The sequence below is a fragment of the Streptomyces sp. WM6378 genome (assembly GCF_001279695.1).
Classification (GTDB): Bacteria; Actinomycetota; Actinomycetes; order Streptomycetales; family Streptomycetaceae; genus Streptomyces.
This window is the reverse complement of record NZ_LGDD01000350.1, coordinates 25412-47191: the sequence shown is the minus strand read 5'-3', so window position 1 is coordinate 47191 and position 21780 is coordinate 25412. Positions and strand designations below refer to the sequence as shown.

Here is a 21780-nt window from a genome sequence, read left to right as displayed (position 1 = left end):
GTGACGGGAGCAGGCATGCCAGACATCAGTCGAAGGGGATTGCTGGGCGCGGGACTTGGGGCGGTTGCTGTGGCGGGGCTCGCCGGGTGTGGCTCATCGGGGGGTGAGGGCTCGGCCCGGCCCGGCCGGCCGGTGCGTGGACCGGCCCCCGAGAAACCGGCAAAGCCGCAGGCCAGGCTGATCGGTGACGGTTCGACCGCGGACACGGGGAAGCAGCCGAACCAGCCCGGGAAGCCCGTTCCGCTCGAACCGGGCGAGACCCCGCCGCAGTTCGTGATCTTCTCCTGGGACGGCGCGGGCGAGGTCGGCAGCGGGCTCTTCCCGCGCTTCCTCGAACTGGCCAGAAATCACGGGGCCGGCATGACGTTCTTCCTGTCCGGTCTGTACCTGCTCCCCGAGTCGAAGAAGAGCCTCTACAAGCCGCCGAACAACCCCGTCGGCGCCTCCGACATCGGCTACCTCACCGACGCGCACCTCAAGGAGACGCTGCAATACACCCGACAGGCCTGGTCGGAGGGGCACGAGATCGGCACGCACTTCAACGGCCACTTCTGCGGCGGCTCGGGATCGGTCGCCAACTGGACGGCCGCCCAGTGGCACAGCGAGATCGACCAGGCGGTCTCCTTCGTCACCGAATGGCGCACCAACACCGGCTGGACCGACGAGGAGCCGCTGCCGTTCGACTACCACAAGGAACTCGTGGGCGGCCGCACCCCGTGTCTGCTCGGCCAGGAGAACCTGCTGCCCACCGCGAGGGAACGGGGCTGGCGCTACGACGCCTCCTCTCCCGGCGGTCGGCAGAAGTGGCCGGAGAAGCGCGAGGGCGTATGGGACCTCCCGCTGCAGGGCATCCCGTTCCCCGGGCACTCCTTCGAGGTCCTGTCGATGGACTACAACATCCTCGCCAACCAGTCGAAGAACTCGACCAAGGGCATGCCCTCGCGCTATCCCGCCTGGCGGGAGCAGGCCACCGCCTCGTATCTGGCGGGCTTCACGCGCGCGTACGAAACGAACCGCGCGCCCTTGTACATCGGCAACCACTTCGAGGAGTGGAACGGCGGCATCTACATGGACGCCGTCGAGGAGGCTCTGAAGGGGATGGCCGGGAAGGAGGGCGTACGTCTCGTGTCGTTCCGCCAGTTCGTGGACTGGCTCGATGCGCAGGACCCCAGGGTGCTCGACCGGCTCCGCGCCCTGGAAGTGGGGCAGGCGCCCCCGGGCGGCTGGAACGCCTACTTCAAGGCGGCCTGATCCGGAGTGTGTCAAGACGGCATAAGGGGTGCGCAGTTGACGGGCACCCGGGCGTGATCACTCGATCGGGCGCCGGGGTTCCACATTTTGCCCGGATCCGGCCTGACCGTCGCATCCTGCGGCGATGTATGCCGTCAAGTGCAACACGCCGGATTCGGCAGGGCGGTTCGGGCGGCGCCGGGAGGCGGGCGCGCGGGCCACGGGGTCTGCTCGGAACAGGGAGGCGGGCCCCGGTCGGGTCGGCCGGTGCGAGGCTGCGCCGGCTCCGCGTGGCCGCGAACGCAGGCGGCCGCGCCACGCAGAGCGGAAAGCGGCCCCGGCGCGGTCCGGGGCGGAGGGAGCACACCATGCGCGAACTGCGAGCGGAAGCGGTTCTCGACCGGGCGGGCGCGGACGACCGCAGCGCTCTCCTGTGGCACGTGATGAGCGCCGACGACCCCACCACCCTGTGCGGACGCAGACTCGCCCGTCAGGAGGCGGCGACCCCGCTGAAGGCGGACCTGACCAACGCCGACCGCTACTGCGGGGTCTGCATGGCTGCCTGCTGAGGACTGGATGCCCGTGAACGGGGGCCTGCTGGCCAGGAGTTCGCTGGTGTCCCCAAGTGGCGTGCGGGACAAGGGAGTTGGGGCGCGGGCCGTTCAGGTGCGGGACGCGGAGGTGGGGTCCGCTCTTCGCGCGCGTACGAGAGGAGCCGTGGCCAGGGCCGCGAGGCAGAGCCAGAGCGAGGCGAAGAGCCAGCCGCCCAGCACGTCGCTGGCCCAGTGCACGCCGAGGTAGATCCGCGAGAGGCCGACCGCGGCTGCCCAGAGCAGCAGCAGGGCGGCCGACGTGCGGGCGGCCGAGGCGCGGGTCGCGAGCGCCCAGAGGAGCAGTCCGGCCGTGAGCGCGCTGGTGGTGGCGTGCCCGGAGGGGAAGGAGTGGCCGGACGCCGTGGTCGCCCAGTCGATCACGGCCGGGCGCGGGCGGGCGACGGCCGACATCAGGCCGTACCGCACCGCTTGGCCCAGGAGGAGCACCGCGAGCGCACCGGCCGCCGCGTAGCAGCGCTGCTTCGTGTCGCGGCCCGCGATCAGGCCCGCGACGACGGCCAAGGCGTAGGGGAGCGCGCCGGTGCCGGTCGCCGTGATGGCCCGGGCGGTGGCCACGGCGACCGGCGGGCGGTGATCGAGCGGCCAGCGGTGCAGGGCCCGGTCGCCGGGCAGCGGCGCGCCGTGGCGCACGGCGACGAGCACCGTGAGCAGCACGAAGAGGAGCAGCAGCACGCAGGCCGCCGTGCCCGTGTGCCGAGCCGAGGTCATCGAGCGGTCACCGGTGGCCGCGGCGCAGTGGCGCCCAGCCGCTCCATGACGGGCGCGGCGCGGGCGCGCGGTGGGCCAGGTCGGTGACCCGGGTGTACAGGCCGTCGTCGAGGTGCATCAGTGCGAATCCTCGGTGGCCGTACGGGCGCGACGGGCGCGCAGCAGCTCCAGGGCGACGGGGGTGAGCGAGACGGCCACGACCAGCGCGACGAGCGGCAGCAGATAGCGGTCGACGTTCGGCACGGAGGAGCCGAGCGCGTAGCCGCCGAGGACCAGCGCACAGGTCCACACGACCCCGCCGGCGATCTGCCAGAGGGCGAAGACCCGGGCCGGTACGCCGAGTACGCCCGCGAGCGGGTTGAGCACGGTGCGGACGATCGGCACGAAGCGCGCGAGGACGATCGCCTTCGCGTGTCCGTACTTGGCGAGCAGTTCCTCGGCGCGGGCCGCACCCTCGTGCAGCTTGCGGGACCTGCTACGGGCCAGCAGGGCGCGGCCGCCGCGGCGGCCGATCCAGTAGCCCACCTGTGCGCCGACGAGCGCGCCCGCCACCGAGCAGATCAGGACCTGCGGCAGCGAGAGCGACACCGGCCCGTTGCCGCCGGGCACGCACAGCAGGCCCGCGGTGAAGAGCAGGGAGTCGCCGGGAAGGAGGAAGCCGACGAGCAGACCGGTCTCGGCGAAGAGCACCACGGCGATGCCGAGCGCGCCGAACGCGGACAGCAGTGAGCCCGCGTCGAGGACGTTCACGGCCTGTGGGGTCGAGGCTGCGAACAGGGGTACGACTGCCATGTCAGTGGGCCCTCCCATAATGGTGGTCGGGCCGCTCGTCCGAGGATGCGCACGGCCCGGCTGACTACAGTGATGTAGACGGTCTACAACACTGTAGACGAACGAAGCGGGAGGAGTGCTCCATGACAGCCACGGGAGACGTCGGGCACGGGGACGCGCGACGCCCCGCGGGTGAACTGGAGGCCGGTGTCCTCGCCGCGCTCTGGGCGGCCGGGACACCGCTCACCCCCGGCGAGGTCCAGGCCGAGCTCGGCGGCCGGCTGGCCCGCACCACCGTGACCACGATCCTGACCCGCCTGCACGACAAGGGCGCGGTCACCCGCCAGCGCGCCGGGCGCGGCTACGCGTACACCCCGACGGAGGACGCTCCGGGGCTGACCGCCCGCCGCATGCACACCGAGCTGGCGAAGGAGGAAGACCGCTCGACGGTGCTCGCCCGGTTCGTCTCCCAGCTCAGCGACGAGGACGAGCAGCTGCTTCGCTCGCTCCTGGAAGACTCCGGGGGTGACGGGCGATGATCTTCTCGGTGTGGATCCCGCTGCTCGTGCCGTTCCTCGCCGTGCCCGCCGCGCGCCGGCTCGCCGAGGCCCTGCCGCCCCGCCCGGCCGCCTGGCTCCTTGCCACCGCGGCCACCGGCCTCGCCGCCTGCTCGACCGCCGCGCTGGGCCTGATCGCGCTGGCCGGGGCGCTGCGACTGCCCTTCTTCGCCACCCTCGAAAACCTGACGGCCCCGCTGGACGCACTCCCGGCCTGGCTCGCCGTACCCGCCGCTGCCGTGGCGGCCGGGCTCGTCGCCGTGTCGGGGGTCGCCCTGGTGCGTACCGCGCGGCGCCATCTCGCCGAACTGCGCGCCGCCCGCGGCCGGTTGGGGCCCGCGGCCGGTGAGCTCGCTGTGCTGCGCGACCCGAGTCCCGACGCCTACGCACTGCCCGGGCGCCCGGGGCGCATCGTCGTCACCACCGGAATGCTGCGCGCCCTCGAACCGGCCGAGCGCGAAGCCCTGTTCGCCCACGAGCGAGCCCACCTCGTCGGCCGCCACCACCTGTTCCTGGCCGCCGCCGAACTCGCCGCGCACTGCCACCCGTCACTGCGATCGCTGCGCGCGCCACTCGCCTTCGCTCTGGAGCGGTCCGCCGACGAGTACGCCGCCGGGGCCGTGGGCGACCGCAAGCTCGCCGCGCGCGCGATCGGCCGCGCCGCCCTCGCGTCCCGGGCCGCCGCACCCGGCCCTGCCCGCCCCCGCGCGGTGCTCGCCGCGGTGGCGGGGCCCGTGCCGCGCAGGGTCGCGGCCCTGCTCGACCGCCGCCCCGCGGCCCGACTGCCCGGCTCGCGCGGCGCCCGCCTGATAGCGGCCGTCCTGCTCGGCTGCCTGTGCGTCTCGGCGACCTCGGCGATCGAGGCCGCCGCGGATCTGCACGGCGGCATCGAGATAGCGCAGGGCGAGGCCGGACCCTAGGAGCCCGCCCGCGTGACCCGTACGGCCCAGTAACGCTGCGGGTCGGAGCACCGCGCCCCGGAGAGTGGATCCCGAGCCCATCCGCCCCACGCTCCGGGAGAAGCCATGACCTGCCTCAACCGACGTGACCTCGGACTGCTCGTGCTGCGGGCCGGCACCGGCGCCGTACTGATGGCGCACGGCGCCCAGAAGCTGTTCGGCTGCTTCGGCGGGGCCGGGCTCGAAGGCACCGCCGCCGCCATGGAACACATGGGGTTCCGGCCCGGCAAGCAGAGCGCGGTCGCGGCCGGGCTCGGCGAGATGGGCGGCGGCGCCCTGCTGGTCGTCGGTCTGGCCACCCCGGCCGCCGGAGCCGCGGCGGCCGGAGCCATGGCGGGCGCGGTCTCCGTGCACGCGCCGGCCGGGTTCTTCGCCCAGGGCGGCGGCTTCGAATACCCGGCGTTCCTCGGCTTCACCGCCGCCGCGATCGGCCTCGCGGGCGCGGGCCGCTACTCCCTCGACCACGCCACGGACCACCTGCTCGACCAGCCGTGGACCGTCGCACTCGCCTTCCTCGGCAGCGCGGTGGCTGCCGCGGCGGTGGTCGGCCGCCGGGCCAAGGCGCAGGCCGAGGCCGAGGTCGAGACCTTCGACTGAGCCGGCCCGCCCCGTCCAACCATCGGGCTGCTGCCCCACCCGATGATCCGGAGTCGTACCCTGTCAGACGTTGGCGCGTACCCCGCCCGGGGCCGCGACCCTCTGTCCGGCAGGAGTGTGACGCAGTGCTGCGCACCATGTTCAAGTCCAAGATCCACCGAGCCACCGTGACCCAGGCCGACCTCCACTACGTGGGCTCGGTCACCGTGGACGCCGAGCTCATGGAGGCGGCCGACCTGCTCCCCGGTGAGCTGGTCCACATCGTCGACATCGACAACGGCAACCGCCTGGAGACGTACGTCATCGAGGGCGAGCGGGGTTCGGGCGTCATCGGCATCAACGGTGCCGCGGCCCACCTCGTGCACCCCGGCGACCTGGTGATCCTCATCAGCTACGCCCAGGTCGACGACGCCGAGGCCCGCGCGCTGAAGCCCAGCGTGGTGCACGTGGACGCGGCCAACCGCATCGTCGAGCTCGGCACCGATGCCTCGGCGCCGGTCCCCGGCAGCGACCAGCGGCGCAGCCCGCACGCCCGGATTCCCGCCCAGAGCTGAACCGGCCACCACCGGAGAGGACCCCGCACCATGGCAGAGATCCGAGACGACCGCTCCCGGGGGCTGCTCGCGGCCTTCGAGGACGGTGAAGTGGCGGGCCGCATCGCCTACTTCACGCTCGACGCGGAGCCGGCCGCGCTGGTCGCGGTGCACACCGTCGTGGAGCCCGCGTACGAGGGCAAGGGCATCGCGGGCGCTCTGGTGCGGGAGTTCTACGCCATGGCCGCACGCGAGGGCGTGCCGGTCGTGCCGCTCTGCCCGTACGCCGCGAAGTGGGCCGAACGCCACCCGGCTGAGGCGCCCGCCGCCCCGGCCGGCCTCGTCGAAGCCGCCCGGGCCCAGCTCGCCGCCAACCCGGAACTGTGGTGACCATGCTCGCGCTGCTGCACACCTCGCCCGCCCACGTCCCGGTCTTCGACGCCCTGCGCGACGAGGACGCCCCGGACCTCGAACTGCGCCACCTGGTGCACGAGCAACTGCTCAGCCGGGCAAGGGAGTTGGGCCCGGACGCCGTGACCGCGGACGTCGAGGCCGCCCTCGCCGAGGCGGTGGCCCAGGGCGCGGGCGCGGTCCTGTGCACCTGCTCCACGATCGGCGGCATCGCCGAGGCGGCAGCGGCACCGCTCGGCATCCCGGTGCTCCGGGTCGACCGGCCGATGGCGGCGGCCGCCGTGGCGCAGGGCGACCGGATCGCCGTCGTGGCGACGGTCGCCTCCACCCTGGAGCCGACCGCCGACCTGATCCGCGAAGAGGCCGGCGACCGGCCCCTCACCCTGCGCACGGTGCTTGCCGAGGACGCCTGGCAGCACTTCGAATCGGGCGACGCGGACGCGTACTTCGCACAGATCGCGGCGACCGTGGACGCGCTGACGGACGTGGACGTCGTCGTTCTGGCGCAGGCCTCGATGGCTCCCGCCGCCGCACGGACCACGATCGAGGTCCCGGTGCTGTCCAGCCCCCGGCCCGGGCTGCGCGCGGCGGCCGCCGTGGCGGGCTGAGAACCGGTGTCGGAACTCCGTCCGGATCAGACACGGGATCCGACCCGGACGGGTTGAACCGGCGGGCGCCGGGAACGCGCGCAGGTGAAGCTGAACTCAGACCCTGAGGAGGCCGACCATGACCGTGCCGCACCCGGACCCCGTCCCGCCGTGGCCCACGCCGCTGCCGGACCCCGACCCGGGGCCGATGCCCGGACCAGGGCCGGGGCCGGATCCCACGCCGCCGAGGCCGGGGCCGGGACCCGACCCCCGGCCGCCCGAGCCGGACCCGGACCCCGGTCTGCCGGACCCCGTGCCGCAGCCGCCGGGCCCCGACCCCGTACCGGGTCCGCCGGAGCCCGAGCCGGCCGGCTGACGGCTTCGGGCCCGGCGGAACCGCTGGTCAGCCGGTGCTCACCTCGGAGCGGTCGCCGCCCCACAGTGTGTGGAACGAGCCCTCGCGGTCGGTGCGCCGGTAGGTGTGCGCGCCGAAGAAGTCGCGCTGGCCCTGCGTGAGTGCGGCCGGGAGCCGCTCGGCGCGCAGGGCGTCGTAGTACGCGAGCGCCGCCGAGAAGCCGGGCACCGGCACGCCCTGCCCGGCCGCCGCCACGATCACCGCGCGCCAGTCGTCCTGCGCCGCCCCGATTTCGTCGCCGAACCGCTTGTCCGAGAGCAGGCTCGGCAGGTCGGGCTTGGTGTCGTAGGCGCCCCGGATCCGGTCGAGGAACGCGGCCCGGATGATGCAGCCCGCCCGCCAGATCGCCGCGACCGCACCCGGGTCGACGCTCCAGTCGTAGTTCTCGCTGCCCGCCTGGATCTGGTGGAAGCCCTGCGTGTACGACACGATCTTGGACGCGTACAGCGCCTGCTCCACCTGTGCGGCGAAGGCCGTCGCCTCGGCCTCGCCCAGCGGGGCCGAGGCCGGTCCGGCCAGGGAGCGGGCCGCCTCGCGCAGTTCGGCGTGGCCCGACAGGGAGCGGGCGAACACGGCCTCGGCGATGCCCGACACCGGGACCCCGAGGTCGAGGGCGATCTGCACCGTCCAGCGTCCGGTGCCCTTCTGCTCCGCCTGGTCCTCGACCACGTCGACGAACGGCTTGCCGGTGGCCGCGTCGACGTGGGCGAGCACCTCGGCCGTGATCTCGATCAGATAGGAGTCGAGGCGCCCGGTGTTCCAGCCCCGGAACGTCTCGGCGATCTTCGCGGGGGAGTAGCCCGCGACCGTACGCAGCAGGTGGTACGCCTCCGCGATGAGCTGCATGTCGGCGTACTCGATGCCGTTGTGGACCATCTTCACGAAGTGGCCCGCGCCGTCCGGGCCCACGTGCGTGACGCACGGGGTGCCGTCCGGGGCCTTCGCCGCGATCCGCTCCAGGAGCGGCCCGAGCGAGTCGTACGATTCGGCCGAGCCGCCCGGCATGATGCTCGGCCCGTGCAGCGCGCCCTCCTCGCCGCCCGAGATGCCGACGCCCACGAAGTGGATGCCGCGCTCGCGCAGTTCGCGCTCGCGCCTACGGGTGTCCTCGAAGTGGGCGTTGCCGCCGTCGATGATGACGTCGCCCTCTTCCAGGAGCGGCGCGAACTCCTTGATCACCGCGTCCGTCGGCTCGCCCGCCTTGACCATGATGACGAGCCGGCGCGGCCGCTCCAGGGCGGCCACGAACTCCTCGGGCGACTCGGCCGCGACGAAGCTGCCCTCGGTGCCGAACTCCTCGACCAGCGCGCGGGTCTTGGCGGCCGTCCGGTTGTGCACGGCGACCGTGAACCCGTTGCGCGCGAAGTTGCGGGCGAGGTTGCGGCCCATGACCGCGAGTCCGGTGACGCCGATCTGGGCTGTTCCACTCATGCGTGTGCTCCTGGATCCTCGGGGTTCGCGGCGCCACGAGCGACCGTCACGGCGCACGGTTGACGCCCACCCTACGGAACACGCCACGTCATCCGGCACGGTCGGGATTCCCGACACGGCCGACGAAAGTCCCGGGCCCGCTGAGGCCCGCCCTCCACTTGTCCGACCCCTTGTCATGACCAGTCCGCAGCCCCTATTTTGGCGGCTCTTGATGCCTTCGAGGGGGACTCATGGCCTTACGCGGCCGGCACCGCCGGTACCAGCCGAGCCGGATCAACCGGGCGTCCCTGACGGTCACGGCCGGCGGGGCGGGCATCGCCCTCCCACTGATCGGCGCGGGCACCGCGGACGCCGCCTCCGTGGACGTCTGGAACAAGGTCGCGGCCTGCGAGTCGACCAACAACTGGCACATCAACACGGGCAACGGCTATTACGGCGGGCTGCAGTTCAGCCAGTCCACCTGGGAGGCGTACGGCGGCCGCCAGTACGCCGCGCGGGCGGACCTGGCCACCCGGGACCAGCAGATCGCGATCGCCGAGAAGGTGCTCAAGGGGCAGGGCCCAGGCGCCTGGCCGGTCTGCTCGGGCGAGGCCGGTCTCACCCGGGGCGGCGCGGCCCCGCAGCTGACCACCACGAGCAAAGGCCGGACCGAGATCAAGCCGAAGGCGGCCCCCGCCGCGCCGAAGCCCCCGGCGCCCGCCGCGAAGAAGGCCGAGCCGCCGAGCCCCACCAAAGTGCCCGGCCCGCGGGAGTCGTACACCGTCGTGCACGGCGACTCACTGTCCACGATCGCCGAGCGTGAGCGCGTCCAGGGCGGCTGGTCCAAGCTGTACGCGGACAACCGCACGGTCGTCGGCTCCGACCCCGATCTCATCCGACCCGGCCAGCACCTGACGCTGCCCGGCGCCGCCCCCGCGAAGCCGACGACCCCGCCGAAGTCCACCCCCAAGCCCCCCGCCGCCAAGCCGCCCGCGGCGAAGGTCGCCACCAAGTCGGCCGGGTTCACCGCGCCGGTCGACGCGCACCCCAGCACCCCGTACCACCTGGCCGGTTCGTCCTGGGCGAGCGGCTACCACACCGGCGTCGACTTCCCAGTGGCCACCGGCACCTCGGTGAAGGCGGTCACCTCGGGCACGGTCGTCGAGGCCGGCTGGGGAGGCTCGTACGGATACCAGGTGGTGATCCACCACCCCGACGGCAGATACAGCCAGTACGCCCACCTGTCGGCGGTCAACGTGAAGGCGGGCCAGAAGGTCAACACCGGCCAGCGGATAGGGCGTTCGGGTGCGACCGGCAACGCGACCGGGCCGCATCTGCACTTCGAGATACGCACCGGACCGGCGTACGGATCCGACGTCGACCCGCTGGCCTACCTGAGGGCGGGCGGCGTCGCCGTCTGATCGGGGCTGTCCCCCTGGCGCCCGGCGGAGGCCGTGTCGGAGGCGAGGACCGGCTTGGCGTGGTGGGCGGCGCTCAGCCGTTCCGTGGTGAGCAGGATCAGCCCGCCCGCCGCCACGACACCGAAGCCAAGGGCGATCGCGGTGCCCGCCGTCCCGTACCGGAAGGACTCGCCGAACAGCGTCAGGCCGATGGCCGCGGCGACCACCGGGTTGACGACGGTGACCGTCGCCAGTGGCGCCGCGAGGCCCGCGCCTCTGTAGGAGGCCTGCGAGAGCAGCAGGCCCGAGATCGCGAACCCGGCTATCGCGAACAGGACGGGCAGCTCGCTGAGGGGAAGCCCCGACTCCCAGTCCTCGGCGACGGACTTGGTGAACACCGAGGCGAGGCCGAACGCGCCGCCCGCCGCCGTGGCGAGCAGCACGCTGCGGGTGGCCGCCCGGCGCAGGGCCCTGGACGCCACGAACAGCGCCGCGACCGCCCCGAACCCGGAGGCGGCGAGCACCAGGCGCGGCCCCATCGCGAGGTCGTCCGTGTCCGCCCCGTTGGTCAGCACGAGCAGCCCGGCCAGGCCCGCGGTGGCCATGACCGCGCCGCGCCAGGCGGCGGCCCCGGCTCTGCGTCTTACGAGGACGGCTGACATCGGCAGTGCGAACACGATGGTGAGCGCGCCCATCGGCTGCACCAGGGTGAGCGGGCCGCATGCCAGGGCGGCGACGTGCAGCGCCGCGCCAAGGCCGTTCAGACTGACCGAGCCCCACCAGGCCGGGCGGCGCACGGGGGCGTACGTGCTGCCCGGCCCGGACGCCGCGACGCGCTCCTGCACGATCGCCGCCGCCGCGTACGCGACGGCGGAGACCAGAGACAGCAACACGGCCAGGACAAGGGCGCTCATGGCTCCACGATGTCTCGTTGCGGACCCCGTGTCGTCGTCCCTGAGCACCGATTGCTTAGTACTCCAGGAGGAGTAGGGGCGTACGACCAAAGTCGTCCCAGATATCGGACTTTCAGTAAAACCGCAGCTCAAAATGGGCGTCAAGGGGATCGGAAGATCACCTTCCGTGGGCTGGTCCGCCCGTCGGCGCCGATCGGAGAACGCCGCTGCCCGCGGGGTGGGAACCGGCCACCGGCGAGTACGTGCCTCGGTGGCACGAACTGTCACCTACTGGGCGGTACCTCCTCACTGCCCGGCAGCTTGTCAGGGTTTCTTGACAGCCCTCGTCTGTCAGGGCACCCTGACAGATATGGGAGCTGAGGACACGCCGGCCTCGCTGGCCGGGCAAGTCACCAACAAGGACCCCGCCGTCGGACTCGCGGCGGTCGTGGCGCTGCGCCGCCTCCTGGAGGAGCTGGAGCGCGTCCACGTCGACAACGCCCGAGACCAGGGCTGGTCCTGGCAGTCCATCGCCACCTCGCTGAACGTCAGCAGGCAGTCGGTGCACGAGAAGCATGCGAGCAGGCGCAAAGCCACGGGCAAGGAGGACTGAAGGTGTTCGAGTTTTTCACCGAGCGGGCCAAGCGGGCGATCGTGGCCTCACAGGACGAGGCACTGGCGCTGGGTCACGACTTCATCGGCACGGAGCACATCCTGCTGGGCCTCGCCGGAACCGACGACAGCACCGCCTGGGACGCGCTGACCGCGCGGGGCGTCGAGGTGGGCCGGGCCCGCCAGGAGACCGTACGGATCCTCGAAGCGGCCGGGGTGCCGAGCACCGGTGGGCAGCCCGCGAAGGACGCGCTCGCCTCGATCGGCATCGACGTCGAGGAAATCAAGCGCCAGGCCGACAGCACCTTCGGCCCAGGCACCTTCCAGTACCCCCGGCCCGCGTACACGCCGCGCGCCAAGAAGGTCCTGGAGGCCACCCTCCGCGAGGCGAAGGCCCTCGGGCACGACCGCTTCGGCACGGAGCACATGCTGCTCGGGCTGCTCGCGGCCGGTGACGGGGGCCGAGGGGCGGAGGTGCTCGCGGCGCTCGGCATCGACCCGGCCGGGCTGCGCGCGGAGGTCCTGTCCCGGGTGGCGCCGCACCACGCGTAGAAGGCAGGAGCAGCAAGGGAGTTGGGGGCTCGGCGGGAAATCCCGCCGGGCCCCCTGCCCGTGCCCCGGCCCGTGCTCCAACCCACGCCCGAACCCTTGACGCCTACACGCATGAGGTCGAAGAATGATCGCGCTCTGACAACGTTGTCCGCGGTCCAAGGAGGCGGTTCCACCCATGCGTCCGAACCGGAGAACGCGCGGCCCGGGCATCGCGCTCGCCGCCCTCGCGCTGCTTGCCGGGGTGCTCGCCGCGCCCGCCGCCCAGGCCGCGCCACCAGCCGGCGGCGGTCAACTGACCGATCTGGTCAACCCGTTCATCGGCACCGAGAACGAGGGCAACACCTATCCGGGCGCCGCCGTGCCGTTCGGCATGGTCCAGCTCTCCCCGGACACCGGCCACAACACCGGCTACGACCACGCCCAGGACCACATCCGGGGCTTCTCCAGCGTGCACCTGTCGGGCGTGGGCTGCGGGCTCGGCGGCGATCTGCCCACCCTGCCCACGACGGGCGACGTCACGGAGACCGACTACGCCCGCTACGCCGCCAGGTTCAGCCACGACACCGAGCGGGCGAGCCCCGGCTACTACAAGGTCGGCCTCGACTCCGGGATCACCGCCGAGCTCACCGCCACCGCGCGCACCGGCGTCCAGCGCTACACCTTCCCCGCCACCGACAAGGCCAACGTCCTGCTCAACGCGGGCCAGTCACTGCACAGGACGATCTCCACCACCGTCGAGATCCTGGACGCGCGCACCGTCCGTACCGCCATCACCGGCAGCGGCTTCTGCCAGGACACCAAGCCGTACACCGTGTACACGGTCACCCGCTTCGACCGCCCCTTCACCGCGTCCGGCACCTGGAAGGACGGCAAGGTCAGCGAGGGTACGAAGAAATCCAGCGGCAGCGCGGGCAACGGCGCCTGGCTGCGCTTCGACACCACCGAGGACCGCACCGTCGAGGCGACCACCGCGCTCAGCTACGTGGACGCGGCGGGCGCGGCCGGCAACCTGCGTGCCGAGGGCGGCAAGAGCTTCGGCCGGGTGGTGCGCGCGGCTCGCGACGCCTGGGAGCGCAGGCTCGAAACCGTACGGGCCCGGGGCGGCGGCGACACCCTGCGCCGCACCTTCTACTCCTCGCTCTACCGCTCGTTCCTCGCGCCCAACATCGGCAGCGACACCGACGGCCGCTACACCGGCTGGGACCAGAAGATCCACCGCGCCGGCGGCTTCGACTACTACCAGAACTGGTCCCTCTGGGACACCTACCGCACCCAGACCCAGCTCCTCTCGCTGCTGGCCCCGCGCGAGGCCCGCGACATGGCGATCTCCGTATTGAAGATCGACGAGGAGAGCGGCTGGCTGCCGAAATGGGGTTACGCCACCGTCGAGACCAACATCATGACGGGCGACCCGGTCACCCCGTTCCTCACCAACGCCTACGCGCAGGGACTGCTCAAGGGGTACGAGGAAGAGGCGTACCGGGCGCTGAAGAAGAACGCCGACGGGGTGCCGCCCGCCGACTCCCCGGCCGTCGGCCGCGAGGCCAACTCCCCGTACATCAGCGATGGTTACGCCCCCTACATCAAGGACCGCCCGCACGCCAAGCCCGGCGACTCCGACTTCGACCACGGCGCGTCCGCGACCCTGGAATACGCGCTCTCCGACGCCATGCTGGGCAAGATGGCTCACGGGCTCGGACACTCCGGGGACGCCGCGCGCTACACCGCCCGCGCCCAGAACTACCGGAAGATCTTCGACCCCTCGACCGGGTTCTTCCGCGCCCGTGACGCCCAGGGCGCCTTCACCGGCCCCGCCGACCCGGCCAAGAGTGAGGGCTTCCACGAGGGCACGTCCTGGCAGTACCAATGGCTCGTGCCGCAGGACCTGCCCGGGATGGTCTCCCTCATCGGCGGACAGGACGCGGCCATCCGGCGCCTAGACTCGTTCTTCGCGTACGACAAGCTCCTCGCGGACCCGGCGAAGACCGCCCGGGAGGTGTGGGTGAACGGGCCGTACTCGTACTACAACGCGGACAAGTACAACCCGCAGAACGAGCCGGACCTCATCGCTCCGTACACCTATCTCTCCACCGGGCAGCCCTGGAAGACCACGGACGTGGTGCACGCCGCGCTGACTCTGTTCACCGACGCCCCGACCGGGATGACCGGCAACGATGACCTCGGCACGATGTCGGCCTGGATGGTGCTGTCCTCGATCGGGATCTTCCCGATCCAGCCCGGCACGGACACGTGGGGGCTGTCCACGCCCGTTTTCGACCGGGTCGACCTCTCGCTCGACCGTCGGTACTACCCGCGCGGCGGGTTCACTGTGACCGCCCCGGGCACGTCCGACGCTGCCCGCTACATCCAGGGTGCGCGGCTGGACGGGCGTGTCCAGGCCCGTACGTATCTCACCGGGGCGGACCTCAGGGCTGGGCGGAACCTGGCCTTCACGGTCGGTTCCGCCCCCTCCGGCTGGGGCACCGCGGCTTCCGCCGCGCCGCCCGTGGTGCGCTGAGCGCGTCACGTTTTTCGGCTGCGGGTCCGTCGTGGCTGGTCGCGCGGGTCCCCGCGCCCCCAGCAGGATGCGCCCAGCCACCCCTTGTGCCACCGCCCGCCCCCTCTTCCCCCCGGGGCGGGCGGTTTGGTATGTGGGGCGATCGCTCCGTACCATGGCGCTTTTGGGAACTTGATATTCACGACTGATCGAGGAACGCAGCGGCGATGACGGTGACAGAGGACTTCCAGGACCAGGAGCACGGTCCCGGTGTCGACGAGCGGCCCGAGCAGGGCGTCGACCAGGACTTCGGCCCCGGCATCGACCCCGAGCGGCTCGCGCTCTGCCTGAGCGTGCTGGCGGAACTCGACCAGATCGACGTCGACCACCCCGACGCGATCGCCGTGCGCCGCGCCACCGCCGGCATCTACCGGACCGTGAAGCAGCGCCGCCGCCAGGAGCGCCGCGCCGCCAAGACCGCCCACGACCGGTCCGTCACCGAGGCTACCGCCACCGGCTCCGCCGAGCGCATCGACGACGAGACCGAGGGCCTGCTGCCCAGCTCGTCCGTCACCGGCGAGATCGCGGGCATACTCCAGCGCCCCCGGTCCTGCTACGTCTGCAAGACCCGGTACGTCGAGGTCGACGCCTTCTACCACCAGCTGTGCCAGAAGTGCGCCGCCGAGAACCGGGCCCGCCGCGACGCGCGCACCGACCTCACCGGCAAGCGCGCCCTGCTCACCGGCGGCCGCGCCAAGATCGGCATGTACATCGCGCTGCGGCTGCTGCGCGACGGCGCGCACACCACCATCACCACCCGCTTCCCCAAGGACGCCATCCGCCGCTTCAAGGCGATGGAGGACTCCGCGGACTGGATGCACCGCCTCGAAGTCGTGGGCATCGACCTGCGCGACCCGGCCCAGGTGGTCGCCCTGGTCGAGCGGACGGCCGAGCAGGGCCCGCTGGACATCCTGATCAACAACGCCACGCAGACCGTGCGCCGGCTGCCCTCCGCCTACGCCGCCCTGGTGGACGGCGAGAGCGCCCCGCTGCCGGCCGGTGAGCTCCCCGCCCACGACGTCATCGGAGCCTTCAACTCCGGCGCGGTCGACGGCCTGACCGCGCTCCCCGTCGGCGCCTCGGGCCTCGACGCCCAGCGGGTCGCCGACCTCGCCCTGGTCGCGGGCAACGCCAGCATCGCCAAGTACCAGGACGGCACCGCGCTCGACGCGGGCGGGCTGCTCCCCGACGTGGTCGACACCAACACCTGGGTGCAGTCGATCGACCAGATCTCCCCGGTCGAGCTCCTCGAAACCCAGCTGTGCAACTACACCGCGCCGTTCATCCTGATCAGCAGCCTGCGCCCGGCCATGGCCGACGCCGCCCGCAAGGCGCCGAACGGGCGCGCGTACGTCGTGAACGTCTCGGCGATGGAAGGCGTCTTCAGCCGCGGCTACAAGGGCGCGGGCCACCCCAACACCAACGCCGCCAAGGCCGCCATGAACATGGTCACCCGGACCAGCGGCCAGGAGATGTTCGAGACCGACAAGATCCTCATGACCTCGGTCGACACCGGCTGGATCACCGACGAGCGCCCGCACCACGACAAGCTGCGGCTCGCCGAGGAGGGCTTCCACGCCCCCCTCGACCTCGTCGACGGCGCCGCCCGCGTCTACGACCCGATCGTGCGCGGCGAGCTGGGCGAGGACCTGCACAGCGTCTTCCTCAAGGACTACGCGCCGGCCAACTGGTAGGCCTCAGTTCTCGTTTCGAAGGGCGGCACGCATCGCGCGTGCCGCCCTTCGGCGCCAACAGGCCCCGCGCAAGCGTCAGCTGACGTATTCCGCGACGAGCTCAAGGACCGGACGCCAGTCCTCCATGACGCCCGCGTCGAGCCCCACGACCTTCCCCGCGTCGTCGGCCTGCCGCAGGAGCACCGCGTCCTCGGCCAGCGGGTCCCGCGCGAAGGCCGCCGCCTCCTCGGGCCCCATCACCCCGCCCTGTGCCCGCAGCGTCAGGGCGCTCTGCGGCGAGAGCGTACGGTCCGGCTCGACCGCCGCCAGATAGCGCTTCGCGGGCACGTGCAGCCGTACGAGGCGGGCCACCCGCGCACCGAGCAGCGGCCGCACGGCCCGCGCCGCGGTGTCGGCGTGCCCCGCGTCGTCACCGGGACGGAGCAGATGCCCGAGATCGTGCACGAGGCCCGCCAACTGGAGCTCCTTGTCGGCCGGGTGGGACCGGCGCAGCAGGTGGGCGGTCTGGAGCGCGTGGTCGTGCAGATCGACCGGATCGCCGCTGCGGTCGGGGGTGTCCCAGGCGCCCCGGCAGGCGTGCAGGAGCTCCATCAGCTCGTCGACCGAGCGCACCGGCCGGTCGTGACCGGGCCTGCTCGACAGCTCCATGTGGTCTCCTCCCCGCGCGCGGCAGCCGACCCCGTCAGCAGATCATGGCGGGATGAACATCGGGCTGAACGCCCGGCGAAGGAAAGTTGACGCAAAGGAAGTGGCCCTATCGAGCGGGACCGCGCTCATTTGGTTACTCTGGTGCGAACGGTAGCCACAGCGGGTCCACCAACCCTCAAGGCCCGTTCCGGATCCGTCCCACAACCTGTGGCCGTGATGCGGACAGAGTGCCGGCGCCACCGCGTCAGAACTGCCCTTGCCCCTGCCCTGCGGGCGGACAACCGGGTCGGAGAACGACGCGTGCCGGTACGCCCAGGGTTATTGCGACACAAAGGAGTGCGCGGTGACACCAGAAACCACAGAACGCGAACGCCGGACGCCGGAACGCGGCGGCGAACGGGCCGCCCGGCCCGAGAAGCTCCGCAACATCGAGGTCTGGGCCCGCTCGGCCCCGATCCGCCTCGCGGGCTACGAGGAGGACCTCGAGGAACCGCACATCCTGCCCGGCATCGACTGAACGAGGCCGAACCACAGATCCGTGCCCTCCTGTTGACGCAGGGGGGCACGGACGTACGAGGGGCCGCTACCTGGGCCGCCCGAGCGGCTCGGGGTGGATGGTCCGCCCCTCCTTGACGGTCTCGACGACCCGGATGTCCTTGATCTCCTCGGCGGGCACGGTGAGCGGATTCGCGCTCAGGATCACGAGGTCGGCGAGTTTGCCCACCGCGATCGAGCCCTTGACCGCCTCCTCGAAGTACTGGTGCGCGGCATGGATCGTGGTCGACTTGACCGCGTCGAGCGCCGACACCCGCTGCTCTTCGCCGAGCACATGGCCGCTGCGGGTCACCCGGGTGACCTGGCTGGACAGGATGGCCGACGAGCTGGGCAGTGCCACCGGGGCGTCGTGGTGCGAGGTGTAGATCATGTTCCGGCGCAGCGCCGAGGCGGCCGGGGAGATGCGGGCCGCGCGCTCCTCGCCGAGCACCGTCTCCCGGTACCAGTCGCCCCAGTAGAACGTGTGCATGGAGAAGAACGACGGGATGATCCCCAACTCCCGCATGGCGTCCAGCTGGTCCTCGCGAGCGGTCTGGGCGTGGATCGCCACCGGGCGCGGGTCCACCGGGGGGTGCCGGGCCGTGGCCTGCCGCACGGCCATGACGAACTGGTCGATGGCCGCGTCGCCGTTGGTGTGCGCCAGGACCTGGCGGCCCCTGGCGTACGCGTCGCCGACCGCGGCCACCGCTTCCGCGTCCGTGAGCGCCGGATAGCCCCGGTAGTCCGCGCTCTCCCCGTCGGGCTGGGTCAGATACGGCCGGGTCAGCCAGGCGGTCCGGCCCTGCGGCGAACCGTCGAGGCCCAGCTTCACCCCGCCGATCCGCAGCCGGTCGCGGTACTCCGGCACCGAAACCTCGGCGTCCTTGAGCTCGGCGGCCAGCGAGACGTCCGGGTAGACCACGACGTCGATGTCGAACAGCCGCCGCCCCGCGACCGTTTCGAGGACCTCCAGGTCCTTCGCGGTCATCACCCGGCCGTCCTGCGCGGTGGTGAACCCGAACGAGGCCATGGCGCGCTGGCCGAGCAGGATCAGAGCGATCCGGTCCTCGTCGCTGAACCCGGCCGCGGAATGTCCCCAGGCCTGGAACAGCGCGGACTCCTCCAGGACGCCGTTGGGCTCGCTGCTGCCGGGCCGGCGCCGGATCACACCGCCTGCCGGGTCCTCGGAGTCCGCGTCGTACCTGAGCAGTTCGAGGGCCTTGCTGTTGACCGAGCCGAGGTGGCTCGACTGGTGGATGACCAGGATCGGCCGGTCGGTGTCCACCGCGTCGAGGTCGTCGCGGGTGGGGTGCCGCGCGCCGGCGAGCCGCGCGTCGTCGTAGCCGAATCCGACGATCCAGTCCCAGTGCCGGCCGGTCTCCGTGGTCTTCCACGCCTCCAGCCGGGCCTGCAGGGCGGGGATGTCGTCGACCTCGCCGTCGGGTGCGGGCAGCAGGTTGGCCGCCCCCGCCTGGAAGCCGATCAGGGACAGATGGCTGTGCGCGTCGACGAACCCGGGCAGCAGCGCGCGCCCTTTCAGGTCGACGAAGCGGGTGCCGTCACCGGCCTGCGCGAGCACCTCGCGCAGTTCGCCGACGGCCGCGATCCGGCCGTCCCTGACGGCGACCGCCTCCGCGGTCGGCCGGGCGTCGTCGACCGTGACGATGTCCCCGCCGAAGTAGATCGTGTCAACTGCCCGGACGGGACTGGTGCTTGCCATGAAGTCCTCCGTAGGGTGTCCGGCCTGCTCGGCCGAGTCCCGCGCAGGGCGCACCCGTGACCGGGCCCGAGTGTGCCGAGCGCCCAGCTGATCGGTGGCTTCGGGGCGGGGCAGGCGGGCCGGCCTTCGCTGTCCGGTCCGAGTGTTGAGCCGCCCCGCACTCCGCACAAGAAGGAGAACCGGCCAGCCACCGGTCCCGCCCCGCCGGATACCGGGTGCCCGGACCATTCTCAGAAGGGCGTGAGGGCGGTGAGGCAACCGGATGTGACGGAGTGTCAGATGTGGGGTTCGGCCCTACGCCCTGTCGCCCCGGAGCGCCACGAGGCAGGATGACCGGATGTCCGAGACACCTGGTGACACCACCGCCTTCCACGACCTGTCCGCCTTCCTCGCCACCCCGCGCGTCAACGCCCTGGCGCTCTCACCCGACGGAAAGCGGCTGGTGGCCGCGGTGCAGAGCCTCAACGCCGAGGGCAACGGGTACGTGTCCGGGCTGTGGGAGATCGACCCCGCCGGGGTGCGCGAACCCCGCCGCCTTACCCGCTCCCGCAAGGGCGAGTCCGCGCCCGCGTTCGCCTCGGACGGAACCCTGTACTTCCTCTCCGGGCGCGAGGACACCGACCCCGCCGCGGCCAGGGCCGGCGAAGAACACCCCGGCGTGTGGGCGCTGCCCGAGAGCGGCGAGGCCGCGCTCATGGCACGCCACCCCGGCCCAATCGCCGGATTCACCCTCGCCCGGGACACCGCCACCCTCGCCTACACCGCGGGGCTGCTGCCCGGCGCGGCCGACGCCGAGGCGCACGGCAAGCTGCGCAAGGACCGCGCCGACGCCAAGGTCACCGCAATCCTGTACGAGTCCGGGCCCACCCGGCACTGGGACAGCGACCTCGGCCCGGACGAGCCGCACACCTTCGTCCGCCGCACCCGCGACGAGCACGGCTCACCGGTCGACGCGGGCGGGCAGGGATTCATCAGCGAGGCCGAGACCGCACTGTCGCCCGACGGCACCCGCGTCGCCCACACCCGCTTCGTCCACGGCCCGGTGCCCGACCGCGACCGCACCGTCGTCGTGGTCGCGGACTGCGCGACCGGCGAAGAGCTGCGCGTGGTCGACCAGGACGGATACGTGTACTCCACCCCGCAGTTCACCGCCGACGGCACCGGCCTGATCTGCACCCGCCAGCTGATCGAAACGTACGAGAAGCCGTACACCTACATCCTCGTACGCATCGACCTGGCGAGCGGCGCGGAGAGCGAGCTCGTGCCGGACTTCGAGAACTGGCCCATCGGGGCGGTGGTCTCGCCGCGCCCCGACGACGCGACCCTCTGGTTCGCCGCCGACGAGCTCGGCCACTCGCCCGTCTTCCGGCGCGACGCGGACGGCACCGTCACCCGGCTCACCGCCTCCGGCACGTACACCTCGCTCACCGTCGCGCCCGACGGACGCACCCTGTACGCGCTGCGCAGCTCCGTCGACGCCCCGCCCGCCCCGGTCCGCCTCGATGCCGCCGCGGCCGACCAGGAACCCGGCGTGCTCAAGGCTCCCGGCGGGGCGGGCCGGCTGCCGGGCACCCTGACCGAAGTGCACACGGTGGCCGACGACGGATTCCCGTTGCGCTCCTGGCTCGTGCTGCCCGAGGGCGCGTCCGCCGAGCGGCCCGCGCCGCTGCTCGTCTTCCCCCACGGCGGCCCCGAGACCTCCTGGAACGCCTGGACCTGGCGCTGGAACCCGTGGCCCTTCGCGGCCCGCGGCTACGCGGTCCTGCTGCCCGACCCCGCGCTGTCGGCCGGCTACGGGCCACGGATGCACGAGCGCGGCTGGGGGCAGTGGGGCGGTCAGCCCTACCGGGACCTGATGGCGATGACCGACGCGACCGAGGCCCGTCCCGACATCGACGCGACCCGCACCGGCCTCGCGGGCGCCTCGTACGGCGGCTACATGGCCAACCGGATCGCCACCCTGACGGACCGCTTCAAGGCGATCGTCTCGCACGCCTCGATCTGGGACCTGCGCTCCTTCCAGCCGGACACGGACGCCTCGGCCTACTTCCGGCGGATCTTCGGCGACCCGCTGACCCGGCCGGAGCGCTACGAGGAGAACTCGCCGTCCCTCGCGGCCGACCGCATCCGCACGCCCATGCTGGTGGTCCACGGAGCCAACGACTACCGGGTGCCCGTCGGCCAGGGCAGGGCCCTGTTCCAGGAGCTCCAGCGCTGCGAAGTCCCGGCGAAATTCCTGTACTTCCCCGACGAGTCCCACTGGATCCTGGCTCCGAACCACGCCCGCCTCTGGTACGCGACCCTGCTCAACTTCCTCGACCACCATGTGCTCGGCGAGGAGTGGCTGAGGCCCGAACTGGTGTGAGTTGCACTGGAAT

21 protein-coding genes are annotated in these 21780 nt (G+C 72.4%); 15 read left to right on the top strand and 6 right to left on the bottom strand.

Annotation, left to right across the window (positions count from 1 at the left end; translation table 11 throughout):
- The first annotated feature begins 15 nt into the window (after positions 1-15).
- Both ADK54_RS40855 and ADK54_RS40850 read left to right on the top strand, forming a co-directional pair.
- The gene (locus ADK54_RS40855; RefSeq protein ID WP_053730932.1) at positions 16-1251 is read left to right on the top strand and encodes a hypothetical protein; all 1236 of its coding nucleotides are present in this window, start codon (positions 16-18) and stop codon (positions 1249-1251) included.
- Between the two features lie 347 nt (positions 1252-1598).
- Positions 1599-1799: a hypothetical protein gene (locus ADK54_RS40850; protein ID WP_053730931.1), complete on the top strand. Its 201-nt coding sequence runs from the start codon at positions 1599-1601 to the stop codon at positions 1797-1799.
- Between the two features lie 93 nt (positions 1800-1892).
- Here ADK54_RS40850 and ADK54_RS40845 read toward each other — a convergent pair whose 3' ends face one another.
- Both ADK54_RS40845 and ADK54_RS40840 read right to left on the bottom strand, forming a co-directional pair.
- Positions 1893-2552: a phosphatase PAP2 family protein gene (locus tag ADK54_RS40845; protein WP_053730930.1), complete on the bottom strand. Its 660-nt coding sequence runs from the start codon at positions 2550-2552 to the stop codon at positions 1893-1895.
- 117 nt (positions 2553-2669) lie between these two features.
- Positions 2670-3344, bottom strand: coding sequence for a DedA family protein (locus tag ADK54_RS40840; RefSeq protein WP_053730929.1), 675 nt, complete (start codon positions 3342-3344; stop codon positions 2670-2672).
- 122 nt (positions 3345-3466) lie between these two features.
- Between ADK54_RS40840 and ADK54_RS40835 the strand changes: the two genes are divergently transcribed.
- The 6 genes from ADK54_RS40835 to ADK54_RS40810 all read left to right on the top strand — a co-directional run bounded on the left by ADK54_RS40835 (position 3467) and on the right by ADK54_RS40810 (position 6988).
- On the top strand, positions 3467-3862 hold the full coding sequence (locus ADK54_RS40835) for a BlaI/MecI/CopY family transcriptional regulator (RefSeq protein WP_053730928.1): 396 nt from the start codon (positions 3467-3469) through the stop codon (positions 3860-3862).
- On the top strand, positions 3859-4800 hold the full coding sequence (locus ADK54_RS40830) for a M56 family metallopeptidase (RefSeq protein ID WP_053730927.1): 942 nt from the start codon (positions 3859-3861) through the stop codon (positions 4798-4800). The genes ADK54_RS40835 and ADK54_RS40830 overlap by 4 nt, the downstream gene beginning before the upstream one ends.
- Positions 4801-4905: 105 nt before the next feature.
- Positions 4906-5436 (top strand): DoxX family protein, encoded by a 531-nt coding sequence (locus ADK54_RS40825; protein WP_053730926.1) that lies wholly within the window; start codon positions 4906-4908, stop codon positions 5434-5436.
- A gap of 125 nt (positions 5437-5561) precedes the next feature.
- On the top strand, positions 5562-5990 hold the full coding sequence (gene panD / locus ADK54_RS40820; RefSeq protein WP_053730925.1) for an aspartate 1-decarboxylase: 429 nt from the start codon (positions 5562-5564) through the stop codon (positions 5988-5990).
- 30 nt (positions 5991-6020) lie between these two features.
- Entirely contained in the window at positions 6021-6359 is a 339-nt protein-coding gene (locus ADK54_RS40815; RefSeq protein ID WP_053730924.1) for a GNAT family N-acetyltransferase, read from the top strand.
- A gap of 2 nt (positions 6360-6361) precedes the next feature.
- Complete coding sequence (locus tag ADK54_RS40810; RefSeq protein ID WP_053730923.1) at positions 6362-6988, top strand: aspartate/glutamate racemase family protein; 627 nt, start codon at positions 6362-6364, stop codon at positions 6986-6988.
- 382 nt (positions 6989-7370) lie between these two features.
- On the opposite strand, the gene gndA is transcribed toward ADK54_RS40810, so the two are convergent.
- Entirely contained in the window at positions 7371-8813 is a 1443-nt protein-coding gene (gndA, locus tag ADK54_RS40805) for an NADP-dependent phosphogluconate dehydrogenase (RefSeq protein ID WP_053730922.1), read from the bottom strand.
- Between the two features lie 230 nt (positions 8814-9043).
- Here gndA and ADK54_RS40800 point away from each other — a divergent pair, with 230 nt between their 5' ends.
- Entirely contained in the window at positions 9044-10213 is a 1170-nt protein-coding gene (locus ADK54_RS40800; RefSeq protein WP_053730921.1) for a transglycosylase family protein, read from the top strand.
- Here ADK54_RS40800 and ADK54_RS40795 read toward each other — a convergent pair.
- Positions 10183-11106, bottom strand: a complete 924-nt coding sequence (locus ADK54_RS40795) for a DMT family transporter (protein ID WP_199827149.1) — start codon at positions 11104-11106, stop codon at positions 10183-10185. The genes ADK54_RS40800 and ADK54_RS40795 overlap by 31 nt on opposite strands.
- Before the next feature lie 349 nt (positions 11107-11455).
- Between ADK54_RS40795 and ADK54_RS40790 the strand changes: the two genes are divergently transcribed.
- The 4 genes from ADK54_RS40790 (at position 11456) to ADK54_RS40775 (ending at position 16500) form a co-directional block, all read left to right on the top strand.
- A complete protein-coding gene (locus ADK54_RS40790) occupies positions 11456-11698 on the top strand; it encodes a hypothetical protein (protein ID WP_053730920.1) in 243 nt (80 codons plus the stop codon).
- Between the two features lie 2 nt (positions 11699-11700).
- Positions 11701-12249 carry a Clp protease N-terminal domain-containing protein gene (locus ADK54_RS40785; protein WP_053730919.1) on the top strand — a complete coding sequence of 183 codons (549 nt, stop codon included), beginning with the start codon at positions 11701-11703 and terminating at the stop codon, positions 12247-12249.
- A 175-nt stretch (positions 12250-12424) separates the two neighbouring features.
- Positions 12425-14767, top strand: a complete 2343-nt coding sequence (locus ADK54_RS40780) for a GH92 family glycosyl hydrolase (protein ID WP_053730918.1) — start codon at positions 12425-12427, stop codon at positions 14765-14767.
- A gap of 206 nt (positions 14768-14973) precedes the next feature.
- Complete coding sequence (locus tag ADK54_RS40775) at positions 14974-16500, top strand: SDR family NAD(P)-dependent oxidoreductase (RefSeq protein ID WP_053730917.1); 1527 nt, start codon at positions 14974-14976, stop codon at positions 16498-16500.
- Between the two features lie 75 nt (positions 16501-16575).
- Here ADK54_RS40775 and ADK54_RS40770 read toward each other — a convergent pair whose 3' ends face one another.
- Positions 16576-17148, bottom strand: a complete 573-nt coding sequence (locus ADK54_RS40770; protein WP_053730916.1) for an inositol oxygenase family protein — start codon at positions 17146-17148, stop codon at positions 16576-16578.
- Positions 17149-17491: 343 nt separating this feature from the next.
- Between ADK54_RS40770 and ADK54_RS47055 the strand changes: the two genes are divergently transcribed.
- Positions 17492-17665, top strand: coding sequence for a hypothetical protein (locus tag ADK54_RS47055; protein ID WP_199827148.1), 174 nt, complete (start codon positions 17492-17494; stop codon positions 17663-17665).
- 66 nt (positions 17666-17731) lie between these two features.
- Here ADK54_RS47055 and ADK54_RS40765 read toward each other — a convergent pair whose 3' ends face one another.
- Positions 17732-19402: an amidohydrolase gene (locus ADK54_RS40765; protein ID WP_053730915.1), complete on the bottom strand. Its 1671-nt coding sequence runs from the start codon at positions 19400-19402 to the stop codon at positions 17732-17734.
- A gap of 337 nt (positions 19403-19739) precedes the next feature.
- Between ADK54_RS40765 and ADK54_RS40760 the strand changes: the two genes are divergently transcribed.
- A complete protein-coding gene (locus ADK54_RS40760; protein WP_053730914.1) occupies positions 19740-21767 on the top strand; it encodes an alpha/beta hydrolase family protein in 2028 nt (675 codons plus the stop codon).
- The last annotated feature ends 13 nt before the right edge of the window (positions 21768-21780 follow it).

Coding starts and splice junctions, on each gene's coding strand:
- ADK54_RS40810 (WP_053730923.1), top strand. CDS start 6,362: ATGCTCGCGCTGCTGCACACCTCGCCCGCCCACGTCCCGGTCTTCGAC.
- ADK54_RS40850 (WP_053730931.1), top strand. CDS start 1,599: ATGCGCGAACTGCGAGCGGAAGCGGTTCTCGACCGGGCGGGCGCGGAC.
- ADK54_RS40795 (WP_199827149.1), bottom strand. CDS start 11,106: ATGAGCGCCCTTGTCCTGGCCGTGTTGCTGTCTCTGGTCTCCGCCGTC.
- ADK54_RS40825 (WP_053730926.1), top strand. CDS start 4,906: ATGACCTGCCTCAACCGACGTGACCTCGGACTGCTCGTGCTGCGGGCC.
- ADK54_RS40800 (WP_053730921.1), top strand. CDS start 9,044: ATGGCCTTACGCGGCCGGCACCGCCGGTACCAGCCGAGCCGGATCAAC.
- ADK54_RS40765 (WP_053730915.1), bottom strand. CDS start 19,402: ATGGCAAGCACCAGTCCCGTCCGGGCAGTTGACACGATCTACTTCGGC.
- ADK54_RS40840 (WP_053730929.1), bottom strand. CDS start 3,344: ATGGCAGTCGTACCCCTGTTCGCAGCCTCGACCCCACAGGCCGTGAAC.
- ADK54_RS40770 (WP_053730916.1), bottom strand. CDS start 17,148: ATGGAGCTGTCGAGCAGGCCCGGTCACGACCGGCCGGTGCGCTCGGTC.
- ADK54_RS40775 (WP_053730917.1), top strand. CDS start 14,974: ATGACGGTGACAGAGGACTTCCAGGACCAGGAGCACGGTCCCGGTGTC.
- ADK54_RS40835 (WP_053730928.1), top strand. CDS start 3,467: ATGACAGCCACGGGAGACGTCGGGCACGGGGACGCGCGACGCCCCGCG.
- ADK54_RS40790 (WP_053730920.1), top strand. CDS start 11,456: ATGGGAGCTGAGGACACGCCGGCCTCGCTGGCCGGGCAAGTCACCAAC.
- ADK54_RS40815 (WP_053730924.1), top strand. CDS start 6,021: ATGGCAGAGATCCGAGACGACCGCTCCCGGGGGCTGCTCGCGGCCTTC.
- ADK54_RS40830 (WP_053730927.1), top strand. CDS start 3,859: ATGATCTTCTCGGTGTGGATCCCGCTGCTCGTGCCGTTCCTCGCCGTG.
- ADK54_RS40845 (WP_053730930.1), bottom strand. CDS start 2,552: ATGACCTCGGCTCGGCACACGGGCACGGCGGCCTGCGTGCTGCTGCTC.
- ADK54_RS40760 (WP_053730914.1), top strand. CDS start 19,740: ATGTCCGAGACACCTGGTGACACCACCGCCTTCCACGACCTGTCCGCC.
- ADK54_RS40780 (WP_053730918.1), top strand. CDS start 12,425: ATGCGTCCGAACCGGAGAACGCGCGGCCCGGGCATCGCGCTCGCCGCC.
- ADK54_RS40855 (WP_053730932.1), top strand. CDS start 16: ATGCCAGACATCAGTCGAAGGGGATTGCTGGGCGCGGGACTTGGGGCG.
- gndA (WP_053730922.1), bottom strand. CDS start 8,813: ATGAGTGGAACAGCCCAGATCGGCGTCACCGGACTCGCGGTCATGGGC.